Source organism: Sphingomonas sp. T1 (genome assembly GCF_902506585.1).
Taxonomy (GTDB): domain Bacteria; phylum Pseudomonadota; class Alphaproteobacteria; order Sphingomonadales; family Sphingomonadaceae; genus Sphingomonas; species Sphingomonas aerolata.
Map to the genome: position 1 here is coordinate 3,026,963 of NZ_LR733875.1, position 15,122 is coordinate 3,042,084.

Annotated in this window: 16 protein-coding genes and 1 tRNA gene; 10 read left to right on the forward strand and 7 right to left on the reverse strand. The window is 69.9% G+C overall.

The genetic code is table 11. From position 1 onward, the window contains the following. The first annotated feature begins 37 nt into the window (after window positions 1–37). From GV027_RS13785 to GV027_RS13805, 5 genes are all read left to right on the forward strand, one after another. Window positions 38–871, forward strand: coding sequence for a DUF2163 domain-containing protein (locus GV027_RS13785; protein WP_159512220.1), 834 nt, complete (start codon window positions 38–40; stop codon window positions 869–871). After that, complete coding sequence (locus GV027_RS13790; RefSeq protein ID WP_159512221.1) at window positions 868–1,293, forward strand: peptidoglycan endopeptidase; 426 nt, start codon at window positions 868–870, stop codon at window positions 1,291–1,293. Before GV027_RS13785 ends, GV027_RS13790 begins: the two co-directional genes overlap by 4 nt. After that, on the forward strand, window positions 1,281–3,461 hold the full coding sequence (locus tag GV027_RS13795) for a phage tail protein (RefSeq protein WP_159512222.1): 2,181 nt from the start codon (window positions 1,281–1,283) through the stop codon (window positions 3,459–3,461). Before GV027_RS13790 ends, GV027_RS13795 begins: the two co-directional genes overlap by 13 nt. 17 nt (window positions 3,462–3,478) lie before the next feature. Further along, entirely contained in the window at window positions 3,479–3,982 is a 504-nt protein-coding gene (locus GV027_RS13800; RefSeq protein ID WP_159512223.1) for a DUF2793 domain-containing protein, read from the forward strand. 118 nt (window positions 3,983–4,100) lie between these two features. Further along, a complete protein-coding gene (locus GV027_RS13805; protein ID WP_159512224.1) occupies window positions 4,101–5,222 on the forward strand; it encodes an OmpA family protein in 1,122 nt (373 codons plus the stop codon). Between the two features lie 419 nt (window positions 5,223–5,641). Here GV027_RS13805 and ygfZ read toward each other — a convergent pair whose 3' ends face one another. Continuing rightward, window positions 5,642–6,397 (reverse strand): CAF17-like 4Fe-4S cluster assembly/insertion protein YgfZ, encoded by a 756-nt coding sequence (gene ygfZ / locus GV027_RS13810; protein WP_159512225.1) that lies wholly within the window; start codon window positions 6,395–6,397, stop codon window positions 5,642–5,644. Between the two features lie 82 nt (window positions 6,398–6,479). Between ygfZ and pyrC the strand changes: the two genes are divergently transcribed. Continuing rightward, window positions 6,480–7,514 (forward strand): dihydroorotase, encoded by a 1,035-nt coding sequence (gene pyrC / locus GV027_RS13815; RefSeq protein ID WP_159512226.1) that lies wholly within the window; start codon window positions 6,480–6,482, stop codon window positions 7,512–7,514. Between the two features lie 113 nt (window positions 7,515–7,627). Here the strand turns inward: pyrC and GV027_RS13820 are convergent, their stop codons facing one another. After that, a complete protein-coding gene (locus GV027_RS13820) occupies window positions 7,628–7,978 on the reverse strand; it encodes a hypothetical protein (protein WP_159512227.1) in 351 nt (116 codons plus the stop codon). A gap of 245 nt (window positions 7,979–8,223) precedes the next feature. Continuing rightward, window positions 8,224–8,973, reverse strand: coding sequence for a DUF1134 domain-containing protein (locus GV027_RS13825; RefSeq protein ID WP_159512228.1), 750 nt, complete (start codon window positions 8,971–8,973; stop codon window positions 8,224–8,226). A 162-nt stretch (window positions 8,974–9,135) separates the two neighbouring features. Between GV027_RS13825 and GV027_RS13830 the strand changes: the two genes are divergently transcribed. After that, window positions 9,136–9,228 (forward strand) — tRNA-Ser (locus tag GV027_RS13830). Between the two features lie 205 nt (window positions 9,229–9,433). After that, window positions 9,434–9,703, forward strand: a complete 270-nt coding sequence (locus GV027_RS13835; protein ID WP_159512229.1) for a hypothetical protein — start codon at window positions 9,434–9,436, stop codon at window positions 9,701–9,703. Between the two features lie 147 nt (window positions 9,704–9,850). Here the strand turns inward: GV027_RS13835 and GV027_RS13840 are convergent, their stop codons facing one another. From GV027_RS13840 to GV027_RS13850, 3 genes are read right to left on the reverse strand one after another with little or no spacing between them, the layout of a single operon-like run. Continuing rightward, the gene (locus GV027_RS13840) at window positions 9,851–10,606 is read right to left on the reverse strand and encodes a sterol desaturase family protein (RefSeq protein ID WP_031439740.1); all 756 of its coding nucleotides are present in this window, start codon (window positions 10,604–10,606) and stop codon (window positions 9,851–9,853) included. Next, window positions 10,603–11,388, reverse strand: coding sequence for a fatty acid desaturase (locus GV027_RS13845; protein WP_236559223.1), 786 nt, complete (start codon window positions 11,386–11,388; stop codon window positions 10,603–10,605). Before GV027_RS13845 ends, GV027_RS13840 begins: the two co-directional genes overlap by 4 nt. Next, window positions 11,385–11,876 (reverse strand): sterol desaturase family protein, encoded by a 492-nt coding sequence (locus GV027_RS13850; protein ID WP_042466627.1) that lies wholly within the window; start codon window positions 11,874–11,876, stop codon window positions 11,385–11,387. The genes GV027_RS13845 and GV027_RS13850 overlap by 4 nt, the downstream gene beginning before the upstream one ends. A 202-nt stretch (window positions 11,877–12,078) precedes the next feature. On the opposite strand from GV027_RS13850, the gene GV027_RS13855 reads away from it, so the two are divergent. Then, window positions 12,079–13,053, forward strand: a complete 975-nt coding sequence (locus GV027_RS13855; protein ID WP_159512230.1) for a phosphatase PAP2 family protein — start codon at window positions 12,079–12,081, stop codon at window positions 13,051–13,053. On the opposite strand, the gene GV027_RS13860 is transcribed toward GV027_RS13855, so the two are convergent. Further along, a complete protein-coding gene (locus GV027_RS13860; RefSeq protein ID WP_236559224.1) occupies window positions 13,001–14,308 on the reverse strand; it encodes a glycosyltransferase in 1,308 nt (435 codons plus the stop codon). The two genes, GV027_RS13855 and GV027_RS13860, sit on opposite strands and share 53 nt — an antisense overlap. A 269-nt stretch (window positions 14,309–14,577) precedes the next feature. Between GV027_RS13860 and GV027_RS13865 the strand changes: the two genes are divergently transcribed. After that, window positions 14,578–15,093: an RNA polymerase sigma factor gene (locus GV027_RS13865; RefSeq protein ID WP_159512232.1), complete on the forward strand. Its 516-nt coding sequence runs from the start codon at window positions 14,578–14,580 to the stop codon at window positions 15,091–15,093. Window positions 15,094–15,122: the final 29 nt, after the last annotated feature.

Genomic DNA, 15,122 nt, shown 5'->3' on the forward strand with positions numbered 1-15,122 from the left:
CTCTCCCCCGGGGGGAGAGGGGTTTTGGAGAATTTCGATGACGGATGTTGGGGTGACGACGGTGGCGTTGTGCTGGCGGGTGGAGCGGCGGGATGGGGTGGCGGTGGGGTTGACGGGGCATGACCGGGATCTGCTGGTCGACGGGCTGGTCCACCGCGCGGCGCCGGGGATGACGCCGTCGGCGATCGCGCGGTCAGGGGTGCTCGAGCCGGGGGCGGAGGCGGATACGATGGATGTGGCGGGCGCGCTGAGTTCGGCGGCGATCGGCGAGCGCGACCTGCTGAGCGGGCGGTGGGACGGCGCGCGGGTGCGCGTGTTCGCGGTCGACTGGAGCGATCCGCGCGACCCGCTGACGCTGGGCGAGGGGGTGATCGGCGCGGTCGAGCTGGGCGAGGACGGGTTCACCGCCGAGCTGCGCGGGGCGAGCGCGGCGTTCGACCGGCCGGTGGTCGAGGAGACGTCGCCCGAATGTCGCGCGACGCTGGGCGACCGACGGTGCCGCGTGGCGATGGCGGCGCGGCGGCGGTTCGCGCGGGTGACCGCGTGCGCGGGGGCGGTGGTGACGCTCGACCTGGCGGCGGCCGGGGATGGCGATCCTTATGCGGGCGGGCTGCTGCGGTGGTTCGGGGGCGCGAACAGCGGGCTCGAAAGCGCGGTCGCGGCGTCGGAACCGGGGGCGACTGGGACCACCCGCGTGACGCTGGCGCGGGCGCCGATGCTGGCGGTGGTGCCGGGCGTGCTCGTCGAGCTGAGCGAGGGGTGCGACAGGAGTCTGGCGACCTGTGCGACGCGGTTCGGCAATGCGGTGAATTTTCGCGGTGAGCCCTATCTGCCGGGGATCGACCTGCTGACGCGGTATCCCGGGGCATGAGCGGCGGGAACGTCGAGGCGGCGGCGCTGGCGGCGGTGGGGAGCCGGTTCCGGGTGCATGGCCGGGTGGCGGCGACGGGGCTGGATTGCGTCGGGCTGGTCGCGCTGGCGCTGAAGGCGGGCGGGTGCGGGGTCGCGGTGCCGACCGGCTATGCGCTGCGGGGCGGCGATCCGGTGCGGGTGGCGGCGTGGCTCGATCGCGTGCTGGTGAGGGTGGACGCGGCAAGCCCGGGCGACGTGCTGATGCTGCGGACGGGGCCGGGGCAGCTGCATTTCGCGGTCAGGACGACGCGGGGACTTGTCCATGCCGATGCTGCGCTTCGCCGCGTGGTCGAGCGGCCGGGGCCGGTCGAGGCGCCGGTGCTGGGGTGCTGGCGGATCGGCGAAGGCAACAGCGGGGAGGTGGGGCCGTGGCGACATTGATCTTGAATGCGGTCGGGCGGGTGATCGGCCGGCCGCTGGGCGGGAGCACGCTGGGCGGGACGATCGGCGCGCTGGTCGGGCGGACGATCGACGGTACGCTGTTGCGGCCGGCGCGGCGCGAGGGGCCGCGGCTGACCGAGCTGGCGGTGCAGACCTCGAGCTATGGCAGCCAGGTGCCCAAGCTGTTCGGGACGATGCGCGTCGCGGGGACGGTGATCTGGGCGACCGACCTGATCGAGAGCCGGGCGACGAGCGGCGGCGGCAAGGGGCAGCCGAGCGTGTCGACCTATAGCTACGCCGCGTCGTTCGCGGTGCTGCTGTCGGCGCGGCCGGTGCTGGGGATCGGGCGGATCTGGGCGGAGGGGAAGCTGCTGCGCGGCGCGGGCGGCGACTTCAAGACCGCGACCGGGTTCCGGCTGCACACAGGCGGCGAGGACCAGGCGGTCGATCCGCTGATCGCGGCGGCGGAGGGCGGCGCGATGACGCCCGCGCATCGCGGCTGCGCCTATGCCGTGTTCGAGGGGATGGCGCTGGCGGATTACGGCAACCGGATCCCGTCGCTGACCTTCGAGGTGATCGCCGATCCGGGGCCGGTGCCGGTCGCCGCGATCGCGCAGGACGTGTCGGCGGGCGGCGTGTCGGGGGCGGTGGCGCTGGCGCTCGACGGGTTCGCGGCGGCGGGGGGAAGCGTCGGCGCGGTGCTGGCGGCGCTGGCCGAGGCGAGCGGCGCGTGGTTCGTGTCCGCGGGGGACGGCGACGCGCTGGTGATGCGCGATGCGGCGGGGCCGGTCGCGAGCGTTGCGGATGCGGGGGTGGTCGAGGGCCAGGGGGAAGCGGGCTCGCGGCGGGTGCGCACGGTGGCGGCGATCGAGACGGTGCCGCGGACGATGACGCTCGGCTATTATGATGCCGCGCGCGATTACCAGGCGGGGCTGCAGCGGGTGGCGCGGCCGGGCGCGGGGGTGCGCGATGCGCGGGTCGATGTGGCGGCGGTGATCGATGCAGGGACCGCCAAGACGATCGCGACCGGACTGCTCGCGCGCGCCGAGACCGCGCGGGTGCGGCGGACGGTGCGGCTGGGGCTGTCGGGGCTGGCGCTGGTCCCCGGCGGCTGTGTCGAGATTACGGGAGAACCGGGCGTGTGGCGGATCGTCGAGACGCGGGTCGAGGCGATGGTGACGAGCCTGGTGCTGACCCCGCTCACGCCCGCGCCGCTGCCGGTGCGCGGGAGCAGCGGGCGGATCGTCGGCGCGGCGGATGCGCTGATCGGGACGACGCGGATCGCGGCGTTCGAGACGCCGGGGCTCGAGGATGCGCTGCTCGCCGCGCCGCGGCTGTCGGTGGCGGCGACGGGCACGGGGGCGGGGTGGCGGCATGCGGCCTTGCTCTATTCGCTCGACGACGGCGCGAGCTGGATCGCGGCGGGGGCGAGCGCGGCGCCGGCGACGATCGGGACGATCGCGGTCGTCGCGAGCGCGGCGCCGGCGACGCTGACCGACCGGGCGGGCGCGTTCGAGGTCGTGCTGGTGCGCGGCGACCTGGCGCTCGCTGACGCTGATGCGGCGGCGCTCGATGCGGGGGCCAATCTGGCGATGGCGGGGGGCGAGCTGATCCAGTTCGGCCGCGCGGTGCCGCTCGGCGGCGGGCGGTGGCGGCTGACGCAGTTGCTGCGCGGGCGGCGCGGGACCGAGGCGGCGATCGGCACGCAGGCGCCGGGCGACGGCTTCGTGCTGATCACGGCGGATTCGGTGCGGACGATCGACCTGCCCGTCGCGGCGATCGGCGGGACGGTGCGGGTGATGGCGTCGGGGGTGGGCGATGCGGTGCCGGTCGAGACCCGGCTGGTGCTGGCGGGCGCGTCGGTGCTGCCGCCGTCGCCAGTCGGCTTGCGCGCAACGATCGCGGCGGATGGCGGCGCGACGCTCGGCTGGACGCGGCGGAGCCGGGCGGGGTGGCGCTGGATTGATGGCGGCGACGTGCCGCTGGGCGAGGGCGGCGAAGCCTATGCGGTGACGGTCCTGACGGGCGCGGGCGTGACGCGGCTCGTCGAGACGACCGCGCCGGTGGCGACGCTGTCCGCGGCGGAACGCGTAGCGGGCGCGGTGCGGGTCGAGGTGCGCCAGCGCGGCGACTTCGGCGTGTCGCTGCCCGCGGTGCTGATGGTGTGACGAGGGGGAGAGTGGCGATGACGGACGAGACGAGCGTGCGGACGGGGTTGCCGCTGCTGCAGCCGGGGCAGGCGCAGAAGGAGATGGTGCATAACGAGGCGCTCGCGCTGATCGACCTGCTGCTCCAGCCGAGCGTGGTCACGGTCGGGCTGAACGTGCCGCCGGCCGCGCCCGCGCCCGGCGCATGCTGGATCGTCGGGGCCGCGCCGACCGGGGACTGGGGCCCCCACGCGCAGGCGCTGGCGGGCTGGACGCCGGGGGGCTGGCGGTTCGCCGCGCCGCGTGCCGGCATGACGGTGTGGCGCGAGGATCTGGCGACGCTGATCCGGCATGACGGGACGGGCTGGACAGCCGCGGATATCACCGGCGGGCGAGTCGTGATCGGCGGCAACAAGGTGGTCGGCGCGCAAGGCGCGGCAATTGCCGATCCGGTCGGCGGAACCGTGGTCGATACGTCCGCCCGGGCTACACTTTCCGCCGTTCTGGTGCTATTGAGGAGCCACGGATTGATCGCCGCCTAAACACTCTAAAAACTGTGGCGTTCCAGCAACACCTCGAACTTTTGTGCGCTTGCGTGGAAACAAGCCGAAGGATAGGGAGTTTGCGATGTCCGTGTGACACTCATGAAAGGGGATTTATATGCGGAAGCTTGCCGTCGTTCTGGCACTCGCCTCCACCGCACTCGCCACTCCTGCCCTCGCCCGCGACAAGTCGTGGTACGTTGGCATCGAAGGCGGTGCGATGATCGTTGAAGACATCGATTACGACATCGGTGCTCTGAACAATGCCGGTTCGGTCGACCATGACTATGGTTATGACGTCGACGCAGTCATGGGCTACGATTTCGGTGGCTTCCGCCTCGAAACCGAAGTCGGTTACCGCAAGGCCACTGTGGACGGCTATTCGTCGACCACGACCACGCCGTACTTCACGGGCGCAGGCGCACTCGTCAACGCACCGGCTGGCAACTATGACTATGCTGGCGGTTCTTCGTCGGCACTCAGCTTCATGCTGAACGGCCTGCTGGACTTCGGTCCGGATGACGGCATCCAGGGCTTTGTCGGCGGTGGTGTCGGTGTTGCTCGCGTCAAGGCGAACTACGCCCTCAACAACAACGGTTCGTTCCTGAACGATTCGGACACCGTGTTCGCCTATCAGGGCCTCGCCGGTATCCGTGCACCGCTGACCGACCACATCGACGCGACGCTGAAGTATCGTTTCTTCAACGCCGAGAACGTCAAGCTGGTCGACAACACCAACCGCCTGTTCGACGGTCGTTACCGTTCGCACAGCATCCTTGGTGGTGTGACGTACAACTTCGGCGCCCCTGCCGAGCCGCTGCCGCCGCCCCCGCCGCCAGCACCTGAGCCGATGGCTCCGCCGCCGCCGCCGGCGCCGGTCGAGGTCGTTTGCTCGCCTGGTCCGTTCATCGTGTTCTTCGAGTGGGACAAGTCGGACATCACGCCTGAGGCAGCGTCGATCCTCGACAACGCCGTCACGCAGTACCAGTCGTGCGGCAACGCACAGGTCATGCTGGCAGGCCACGCCGATAAGTCGGGTTCGGCGTCGTACAACGTCGGTCTCTCGCAGCGTCGTGCAGACGGCGTCCGCGCCTATCTGTCGTCGCATGCGATCCCGGATGGCGTGATCTCGACCGAAGCGTTCGGTGAGAGCCGTCCGCGCGTCGACACTGCCGATGGCGTGCGCGAAGTGCAGAACCGTCGCGTGGAAGTCACCTACGGTCCGGGTTCGGGCCAGTAAGACTTTCGCCTTCCGGTCCTTTGGGATCGGATGCGGGAAAAGATCGGGGAGGTCGGCGCGAGCCGGCCTCCCTTTTCTTTTGTCTGGCGTTCTTGGGGCGGGCGAAGAAGGTTGGTTCGCGCGGAGGCGCGGAGACCGCGGAGTCTTTTGGGTAGGCCGCGGGGGTGCATCACGGAGGTCTCGGCAGGATTTGGCGTGCCGCACGGGATGCTTCGGCGCGGTCGCGCATGGGCGTGCGTTGGAAGTGTTCACGCGAAGGCGCGAAGGCGCGAAGATCTTGAGGCTGCGTTGCTGTGTGCCGCCGGGCGGCGGGGCGCGGCTTCGCCGATCGTTGTTGGGGCGGCCGGCCGGCTGACGTGCAATCTTTGCGCCTTCGCGCCTTTGCGTGAGATGCTAATCACGGCGCCTGGCGGCGGCGTTTATGCCTTGGGGGGATCGTCGGCCTCTAGCGCCGGCGCGAGCCAGGTGGGGATGAGCGCGTCGCCTAAGGCGTCGGTGCGGCGGTGGTCGATCATCAGGGCGAGGTCGGGATAGGTGACGCGGGTGCGGCTGCTCGGTTCGGTGAAGGGGGCGACGACGAGGCGGCGGTTGACCTTCGAACGGTGGTGCATCCGCGCGGTGTTCTCCTGGCCGACATAGCAGCCCTTGGTGAAGCTGACGCCGTTCAGCTCGCGCGCATTGCATTCGAGCCAGAGCGTCTCGCCATTGCCAAGCTCGGCGACGCCTTCGGTCACGCCGAGCGACAGGCGGTGCGCGTGCCAGGCGGGTGACGCATCGCCTGCCGCTGCGTCCGCGGGGGCGAGCCAGCGGTGGCCGAGCGCGGGAAGCCGCGGGTCGGGGCTGCCCTCAGTCCCCGTCGGCGCCCAGTGGACGCGGAGCGGATCGGGGGCGATCGTGATCGCGCGGCGCAGACGGTAGAGCGTCAGTCGCTTCGCCAGCGCCTCGGCCTGCGTGGCCTCGACATCGACCAGCACGTCGGCATCATCCGCCCAGAGGATAAAGTCGAACAGCACCTTACCCTGCGGCGACAGCAACGCGGCCCAGGCGGGCGCGCCGGGCGCGAGCAACGCGGTGTCGGCGGTCACCAGCCCCTGCAGGAAGCCGCGGACGTCCTCGCCCGCGATGCGCAGCACCGCGCGGTCGGCGAGAAGGGTTGCGCTGTCGGTCTGGGTCATCTTCTCCACCTAGTGCGCGTCCGGCGATTTCCAAGGCGCGCAACCGTCTGGCGTCGCCTGCCGCGCGTCGGTAGGAGGGCGCATGACCGACAGCATCACGATCCGCCGCCCCGACGACTGGCATCTCCACCTGCGCGACGGCGCGATGCTGGACGCGGTCGCGCCGCACAGCGCGCGGCAGTTCGCGCGCGCGATCATCATGCCCAACCTCACCCCGCCGGTGACGACGATCGCCGCCGCGCGCGCCTATCGCGAGCGGATCCTCGCGGCGGCCGGCGGTGCCGATTTCACGCCGCTGATGACCTGCTATCTGACCGACGGCACCGATCCGGCGGAGATCGAGCGGGGTCATGCCGAGGGCGTGTTCACCGCGTGCAAGCTCTACCCCGCGCATGCGACGACCAATTCGGCGCACGGCGTCACCGATATCCGCGCGCTGACCGGCGTGCTCGAGACGCTGCAGCGGATCGGCATGCCGCTGTTGATCCACGGCGAGGTGACCGACAAGTCGATCGACATCTTCGACCGCGAGGCGGTGTTCGTCGAGCGGACGCTCGCGCCGCTGACGCGCGACTATCCGGGGCTGAAGATCGTGCTCGAGCACATCACCACCGCCGAGGCCGCGGCGTTCGTGACCGAGGCGGATCACCCGATCGCCGCGACGATCACCCCGCAGCATCTGCTGATCAACCGCAACGCGCTGTTCGACGGCGGGCTGCGGCCGCATGCCTATTGCCTGCCGGTGCTCAAGCGCGAGACCCACCGGCTGGCGGTGCGGAAAGCCGCGGTGTCGGGTAGCCCGCGCTTCTTCCTCGGCACCGACAGCGCGCCGCATGTCGTGGGCGCGAAGGAATCGGGCTGCGGCTGTGCGGGGATCTTCAACGCGCCGTTCGCGCTCGAGGCGTATCTCGGCGTGTTCGACGCGGAGGGCGCGATCGACCAGTTCGAGGGGTTCGCGTCGGAGCACGGCGCGCGCTTCTACGGGCTGCCGCTGAACGAGGGGACGGTGACGCTGGTGCGCGAGCGCGTGATCGTGCCCGAGCGGGTCGGGGAGGGGGATACGTCGGTCGTGCCGTTCCTGGCGGGGACGGATGCGGGGTGGCGGTTCGCGGGCTAAGGCGCGAACGCCTCTGCCTTTTCCGTCATCCTGACGAACGTCAGGACCCAGAGCCCAGCAGCGACGGCGTTCGTGACCCTGGGTCCTGACGTTCGTCAGGATGACGGTGGGGGTCAGTTCGCCGGATCCTCCTGAGCCAGCCGGTCGAGCCAGAGCCGCGCTTCCTTCTGTTCGCCGGGTGCGCTCGCGCTGACCGGCCCGCGCGCGGCGAAGAAATCGCGGTGGAGCGCGAACGGGTCGAGGATCAGCCGGTCGCGCATCGCGTCGATCTCGGTGCCCATCTCGGTCAGCGCGGCGATCGTCGGGGCGATCGCGGTGCGGACGCGGCGGTCGCTGCTGCGGTCGAACAGCCCGAGCGCGCCGTTCGCGGTCTTTTCGAGCGCGGCGATCAGCGTCGCGCGATACTCGGTTTCGAGATCCTCGCGCTGGGCGTCGAGACGGGCGAGGCGGTCGGGTTTGGCCATTCGCGTGGCGTTAGGCGATTGTGGGGGTGGGCGCTACCGGGGGCTGGTGTCGCCGTCGGTGCCCGGCGGCCCGCCGCACACGCTGTTCTCCCGCGAAGGCGGGAGTCCAGGGTTGTGGGGGGGTGACGGGTGTTTGGCGGGGGTGGTGCCGCGCCGCGGGCAAAGCCCGCGTCGTCGGACGGGCTGTCGCCCGCCGGCCGGGCTTGCGCGAGTCGAGCGGGCGTTGCCGCTCGCCGCGCTGCGCCTTAAAACGGTAGCCACCTGCTTTTGTGGGTGATGTTCATGTACCCGACGTTCACGCCCGCACGCCAGCCGACGCCGAGGCGGATCGGGATCAGCACGACGTTGCCGCGGCGGAGATAGGTCGCGGCGAATCCGCCGACGAGATAGAGCCGGCCCTCGACCGCGGGGAAGCGCTTGTAGAGCTCCTCGGTGTCGTAGAGGTTGTAGACCAGCACGAAGACCTTGTTCGCGTCGCCGCCGACGTCGAAGCCGACCGACGGCCCGGTCCAGTAGACCGGCTTCTCGCCCTCGACCTTGTGATTCATCAGCCCCGAGCCGTAGCGCACGCCGAGGATGAACGCGCCCGACGCCTCGCGGCCGGCGATATAGGCATTGGGCTGGCCCTGGTCCTTCAGGATGTTCTCGAGGATGCCGCCGAGCCCGGCCGCGCCCTTGCCGAACACGCCCTCGCCCGCGGCAAGCAGGTCGTCGCGCTCATAGGTGTCGGCGGCGCTCATCGTCGCCTCCGCGCGCGTCGTCGCGCCGGGGCCAGACGCGGGCGGGGGCGGGGCGGCGGGCTGGACCGGCTCGACCGGCGCGGGCTCCGGATAGCGCTGGTCGGGGACCTGCTGGCCCCGCGATGGGGCGGTGCTGGTCTGGGGCGCGAGATCCCCGTCGATCGCCTGGTTGGGATCGATCGTGCGGACCTGTGCGGGCGCGCTGCTCGCGATCGACGCTGCGAAGGCGCCGAGGCCAAGCCAGAAACTGCGCATGATGCTATCTTCCCCAATGCCGAGTGCGCGTGAGTTAACAAACCCCCGCCTGACCCCGCAATGAATGAAACGGCGGGAAGAGTCGAATTCGCGTCCGGTACCCGCGTAACGACGGTTGCCCCCGCCGCAGACCCTCGCTATAGCCCCGCATCTGCTGCAGCCGGAGACGTGGGTGAGTGGCTGAAACCAGCGGTTTGCTAAACCGCCGTACCGGGTTTACTGGTACCGAGGGTTCGAATCCCTCCGTCTCCGCCATTTTCGTCACCGCAGCGTATCGGTGATGTGCCCCCCATTGTAGCGTGCCGATGCAGGATAGCGGGCCGGTTCCTCGGTGGGCCAGGCGCGACTAAGACGTCCGGCGTCTTCGATCACCGCCGCGCTTCGATATCCCACCTAACGGATCGGCGTTGAATATCGGCTGTTGTCGTGTATGCGTGTGGGACCACTAAGAGGGTTGATCATGAAGAAGATTTTCGCTGTCGCCGTCGCTGCCGGCCTGTTCTCGCTCGCAGCTTGCAACACCAGCCCGCGCGAGCAGGCAGCCGACAACATCGAGTCGAACACCGAGGCGGTCGCTGACAACCTCGAGGACGCTGCCGACGTCACGGGCAACGAAGCAGCCGAAGCCAGCCTCGAGAACAAGGCTGACGCGGTGCGTGCGACCGGCCAGAATCAGGCTGAAGACATGCGCACCAACGACGCGGATACCAATCTGTCGAACGGTATCTGAGCCACAGCGCTCAGGGTCGCGGGCCAAGCTGCCTGCGACCCTGAGCGACGTGCAGAGAAGGGCATCCGGGGCGACCCGGATGCCCTTTTTGCGTTCGGGGACTGTGAGCCGGGCGCCGCTGGCGCCGCTTATCGCGCAGTCGGCTGGTCAGGCCGCATCGGCCCGCCGGGCGGCGCGGGCGTGTTCGCGCGTGAAATCGCCGACGCCGCGATCGGTGTGGCACAGCCGGTCCCAGTGGCGGAAATACAGGCCGTAATTGCAGCCATAGAGCTCGTGATGGCGCTGATGATGGCTGGCGGTGATCAGCCATCCACCCAGCGGGCCGCTCCACATGAAGCGCGGGAAGATCTCCCACCCCATGTGGTTGGTCACGCCCATCACCGTCATGATCGTCAGCACGACCCCCAGCCCGTAGATGTGGATCGGCACGAAGAAGACGAGCAGCGGAATGACGATGGCGCCGCTCAGCGCCTCGATCGGGTGGAACGCCATCGCCGCCCATGCCGTCGGCGGACGGCTGGCGTGATGGAGCGCGTGCGCGAGCTTGAACGGGGCGGGGCGGTGCATCCACCGATGCGTCCAGTAGAACCAGGCATCGTGGAGGAGCAGATAGGCGAACACCGAGACCGGCAGGTACCAGAGCGGATAGGCGTGGACATCGGCATAGACCTCGGTCCAGCCGCGATGCTGCCAGCCCCAGGCGACGACGCCGGCGGGAATGCCGTAGAGCGCGGCGGAGGCGAGGCTCCAGACGATCTCGCGCCGGACCTGCGGATCGAGCCCGAGATACAGCCCCGGATGCTTGCGCGTCGTGATCCACGCGAACGCGCCCGACACGAGCAGATAGCGGACCCCGACGATGACGGTCATCGCAATGGCGGAGAGGATGATGGCAAGCGTCATGCGGGGTCCTCTACACCGCGGCGGTCGGCGGCGCGAACCGCAAGCGCACGCCGCCGCGCGGGCAGCCCCCACCACGGCGTGCCCGGCGAGAGATGATGTTCGTGATGATAGCCGCCGAAGTGGAAACAGGTCATCAGCGACAGCGCGGGTCCGATGTCGAGGCTGTGCGCGCGGTGGGTATCCGCGAAGGGCAGGTCGCGCTCGCGGTGCGGCAGCCAGGTGCCGAAGACGAACAGCTGCGCGACGGCGCCGAGCGCGGGCAGCGCCCAGAAGATCACGATGTTGCCGAGCGGTGCGCCGAGCAGCAGCGTATAAACCAGCGCCACCAATGTGATGCGGATGATCTGGCCGTGCGAATAATAGGTCTTGAAGAACTGCAGGAACCAGCGGGTCAGCCGCGGATCGCCGCCATGGAAATCGGGATCGCCGGCGCGTCCGGTCTGCTTGTGGTGGAGATGATGCTGCGGGAGCAGGGACGCATAGGACAGGCAGGCATAGAGCGAGAGACAGGTCGCGCCGATCGCCCGGTTCAGCCTTGGATGCTCGGGCGCGAGCGCACCATGCATCGAATCATGCGCGACGATGAACAGCCCGGTGGAGAGCCAGGTCTGGACGAGGACCATCAGGACCGCGATCGGCAGCGTCGCGAGGCTCCATTCCCAGAAGAATATGCCGGTGATGTGGATGGCGAGCCACGCGACCATGATCGCGGCCGACAGCGACACGCCGATCCGCATCTGGCGCTTCATCGCGTCCGACGGGTGTGCGGCGGTGATGCTCACCCGCGCTGGTCGGCCGGACTGGTGTTCGGGGTCCGCGCGGGACGGGCCGCACGACGCTGCGCATCGGCATTGGCGCGCAACTGCGCCTTCAGCACCGCAGGCTTGCGCGCGAACAGGAAGCCGTGGCTGACGGTGCCGTCCTTGCCCTCGACCGCGTGATGCAGGCGATGCGCCTGGAGCAGCCGCTTGAAATAGCCCTGTTTGGGGACCCAGCGGAAGCCGCCGCGCTGATGCACGAGCATGTCGTGGACGAAGGCGTAGATGCCGCCATAGACGGTGATGCCGAGTGCCGCCCACCAGAGCGGCGGGTACCAGAGCCCGACGACGAACAGCACGATCGGGACGATCGCGAAGACGATCGCATAGAGGTCGTTCTTCTCGAACCAGCCCTCATGCTCCTCGTGATGCGACTTGTGCCAGCCCCAGCCCCAGCCGTGCATCACATAGCGGTGCGTCGCCCAGGCGAAGCACTCCATGAACAGGACCATGCCGACGACGATCGCCAGTTTCTCGACCCAGGTCACGACGCGCGATCGGGCAAATCGGCGCTGACCAGAAGCAGTGCATTCAACATGACGTATATATAACCGTTCGGGGCGGACGATGCGAGGGCGCGCCGCCATAAAAGCACGCGCCGCACCGCGTCGGCGGCCGCGGGCCGGCGGTGGCATACACAGGTAAATCATACGGATGCGATCGATCGCGGCACCGCAGGGCGGGACGCTGCGTTCGACCCCGATGCCCGCTTCGAATTTCCGTGCCGACCACCGCGACACCCCGTCCTGGTTGCTGGTCGCAGCCATGATCCTCAGTTTCCTCGTCGCGCAGCAGGATGACCGCTTCACGGTCGATCCGCTGCGGGCGGTGCCGGCGACCCTGTCGCTGCTCGCGCTGGGCGGCGCGCTGGCGATCGGCCGGTATAGCGCGCGACCGCGGCTTGCCGCGGGGGCGAGGGCGTTTCTGCAGATGACGCTGTTCACGCTGTTCGGCGTGGTCCTCGCCTATGCGCTGGCCGCGAAGTCCGGCACCTTGTGGGATGCCCGGCTGGCGGCGGCGGATCGTGCGGTCGGCTTCGACTGGCCGGTCGTGCTCGCACTGCTCGACCAGTGTCCGCCGCTGATCTGGCTGCTGGGCCTCGCCTATCACAGCCTGACGGTGCAGATGATCGTGGTCATCGTCGCGCTGAGCGGGATGGGGAAGTTCGACACGCTGCGGACGATGGTGTGCGCCGCGATCCTGTCGGGGTTCGTCACGATCCTCATCTCGGGTCTGACGCCCGCGATGGGAAACCTGTTCGACCCGGCGCGCTACGTGCATCTCTGGCCGTCGATCGCATGGATGGAACAGGGGCTGATCTCGGGGCTTCGCGACGGATCGTTGCGCGTGCTCGATCTCACCATGCTGATGGGGATCGTCAGCTTTCCCAGTTTCCATGCGACGCTCGCCGCGATCTTCATCTGGGCCTTCGGTGCGATGCCGCGCATTGCCGGACCGGGCCGCGGCTGGGCGATCCTGACGATCGTCGCGACGCCGGTGTTCGGCGGTCACTACGGGGTCGACGTGCTGATGGGGCTGCTGCTCGCGCCGCCCGCGATCGTCGCGGCGCAGCGCCTCACGCAGCGCAGGCAGCCCTGTCCTCAGCCAGCTCCAGGCCTGCCGGCGTAACGATCGCATCGTCGCGCAGCGCCGCCTCGACGCACGCGGCCGCGTCGGCGGCGCCCCCCGCCATCGCCATCTCCGCCGCGAGCAGGCCGGCCGCGCGGCGATAGCCCGGATCGGTCAGGACAAGGCGCAGCGCGGGTTCGAGCCCGCCTCTGGCGGCGTCGGCGGCGGATACGATGCGCGCCGCGCCGATCCGCTTCAGCCGCGCCGCGGTCGCCGGCTGTTCGAACGCCAGCGGCACGGTGACGATCGGCACGCCCGCCGCGAGCGCGTCGAGCACGGTGTTGAAGCCGCCGTGGAGGATGGCTGCCGAACAGTGCGGCAGGATGCGCGTCTGCGACCAGAAGGCGCGGACCAGCGGGTCGCCGGGCAGCGAGGCCGCGTCGCCGTCGCTCAGGCCGCCGCCATGCGCGACCACCGCGCGCACCCCGACCGCGGCACAGGCGGCGGTCATCGCGGCGAACAGCGACCGGCGCGCGCCCTGCAGCGACCCGAGCGAGCAATATATCAGCGGTCGACCGTCGCTTTCGGGGATGTCGTCCACGGGTTCGTCGAGGCGCCACGGCGCACCGTACCGGAAGCTCGGTGGCAGGGCGGTGCGCGGAAAGTCGAGCCCTGCCGGGCATTGCGCGATCTGCAGGCGGTCGGACCATTGCTGCTGCGGGTCGGGATCGAGCCCCCAAAGCTGGGCATAGGTCGTCACGATGCGGGTCACCGGGCGCATCAGCAGGTCGCTGACCGCATAGCCGCCATTGTTGCGATTCCGCCCGAGCGCATCGGCCCGGTAGGCCCAGCCGAGAAAGGGCGGGGGGATCATCGGTTCGCGGAGCAGCGGGAGTCCGGTGATCGCGGTCACGAACGGCAGGCCGAGATGTCGCGCCACCAGCGCCCCCGCGGGCTCGACCGAATCCGCCACGACCGCATCGACGCCGAGCCGCGTGAGGGTGGCCGGCAGCGCCGCGAGCAGGAGCTCGGTCATCGCCGCGGTGCTGCGGATCATGCGCGGCAGCCCGACCGGCCCCGAGGGCTGGGCGAGCTTGCGATAATGTTCGGCCAGCAGGCCCTGGCGATCGGCGGGATGGTCGAGCGGCGCGAACGCGACATCGCCACGGGGCAGCATCGCCGCGACGTCGGCCATATGCACCAGCGTGACCCGGTGTCCCGCGGCGACGAGCGATGTGCCCAGCGCGACCAGAGGATTGATATGCCCGGCGGTCGGCGGCGCGATGATGGCGATATGCCGCCCTGCAACAGTCAATTCAGGAGCTTTCCGACGCCGTCTGGTAGGGCCGCCACTATCAGCATGGATGCGACGCGCGATAGTCGCAATACGGTGATCGAGTATAACTTGGTAACGATCTCCCTCTGCGATCGATCTCGCCGCATGGCCGCGCCTGCCGAGACCCGCGCGGCTGCGCGGTGTCATCCCGGCTTCACGATGGACGCATAAGACGCCCCGAATCGCAAGCGGGGGGCGTGGTGAACAGGGACGCGGGGGTTTTCAGGGGCGTCGGGGAGCACCGGCCGGTGACGCCGGCGCTGGCGATGCAATGCCCGGACGCGGCGCTGTCACGCGCGCTGCGTGCGTTCGTGCACGGGCGGCTGGGGCATCACGCAGACGGCGACGACGTCGTGCAGGAAACCTATCTGCGGCTGTTCACCTATCAGGCGAGCGCGCGGGTCGAAGACATGAAGGCGCTCTGCTTCGCGATCGCGCGCAATCTGCTGCGCGATCATCACCGCGTCGCCCGGCGCGGCGCGCATGTCGAACTGGACGAGGCGATAGTCTGTCCGCTGCCGGCGGCGGATCGGGTGGTGGCGTTCCGCCGCGCGGTCGCGCTGATGGCGGGCGCGCTCGAACGCATGCCGCCGCTGCGCCGCGAGATATTCCTGCGCCGACGGCTGGACGGCCTCACCACCGCAGCGATCGCCGACCGGCTCGACATGAGCACCGCCGCGGTCGAGAAACACGTCGTCCGGGCCTTTGCCGACCTTCGCACCGCGCTGGCGCGGCGGGGGTTCACGATGGAGGCGGGGGCGTGACCGCCGGCAGCAGCAGCAGGGGTGGGGGC

Bases quoted from the DNA above. Each gene is read 5' to 3' on its own strand.
- GV027_RS13840 (WP_031439740.1), bottom strand. From the start codon at position 10,606: ATGACGCTTGCCATCATCCTCTCCGCCATTGCGATGACCGTCATCGTC.
- GV027_RS13805 (WP_159512224.1), top strand. From the start codon at position 4,101: ATGCGGAAGCTTGCCGTCGTTCTGGCACTCGCCTCCACCGCACTCGCC.
- ygfZ (WP_159512225.1), bottom strand. From the start codon at position 6,397: ATGACCCAGACCGACAGCGCAACCCTTCTCGCCGACCGCGCGGTGCTG.
- GV027_RS13855 (WP_159512230.1), top strand. From the start codon at position 12,079: ATGCGATCGATCGCGGCACCGCAGGGCGGGACGCTGCGTTCGACCCCG.
- GV027_RS13790 (WP_159512221.1), top strand. From the start codon at position 868: ATGAGCGGCGGGAACGTCGAGGCGGCGGCGCTGGCGGCGGTGGGGAGC.
- GV027_RS13785 (WP_159512220.1), top strand. From the start codon at position 38: ATGACGGATGTTGGGGTGACGACGGTGGCGTTGTGCTGGCGGGTGGAG.
- GV027_RS13825 (WP_159512228.1), bottom strand. From the start codon at position 8,973: ATGCGCAGTTTCTGGCTTGGCCTCGGCGCCTTCGCAGCGTCGATCGCG.
- pyrC (WP_159512226.1), top strand. From the start codon at position 6,480: ATGACCGACAGCATCACGATCCGCCGCCCCGACGACTGGCATCTCCAC.
- GV027_RS13820 (WP_159512227.1), bottom strand. From the start codon at position 7,978: ATGGCCAAACCCGACCGCCTCGCCCGTCTCGACGCCCAGCGCGAGGAT.
- GV027_RS13850 (WP_042466627.1), bottom strand. From the start codon at position 11,876: ATGGTCCTGTTCATGGAGTGCTTCGCCTGGGCGACGCACCGCTATGTG.
- GV027_RS13800 (WP_159512223.1), top strand. From the start codon at position 3,479: ATGACGGACGAGACGAGCGTGCGGACGGGGTTGCCGCTGCTGCAGCCG.
- GV027_RS13835 (WP_159512229.1), top strand. From the start codon at position 9,434: ATGAAGAAGATTTTCGCTGTCGCCGTCGCTGCCGGCCTGTTCTCGCTC.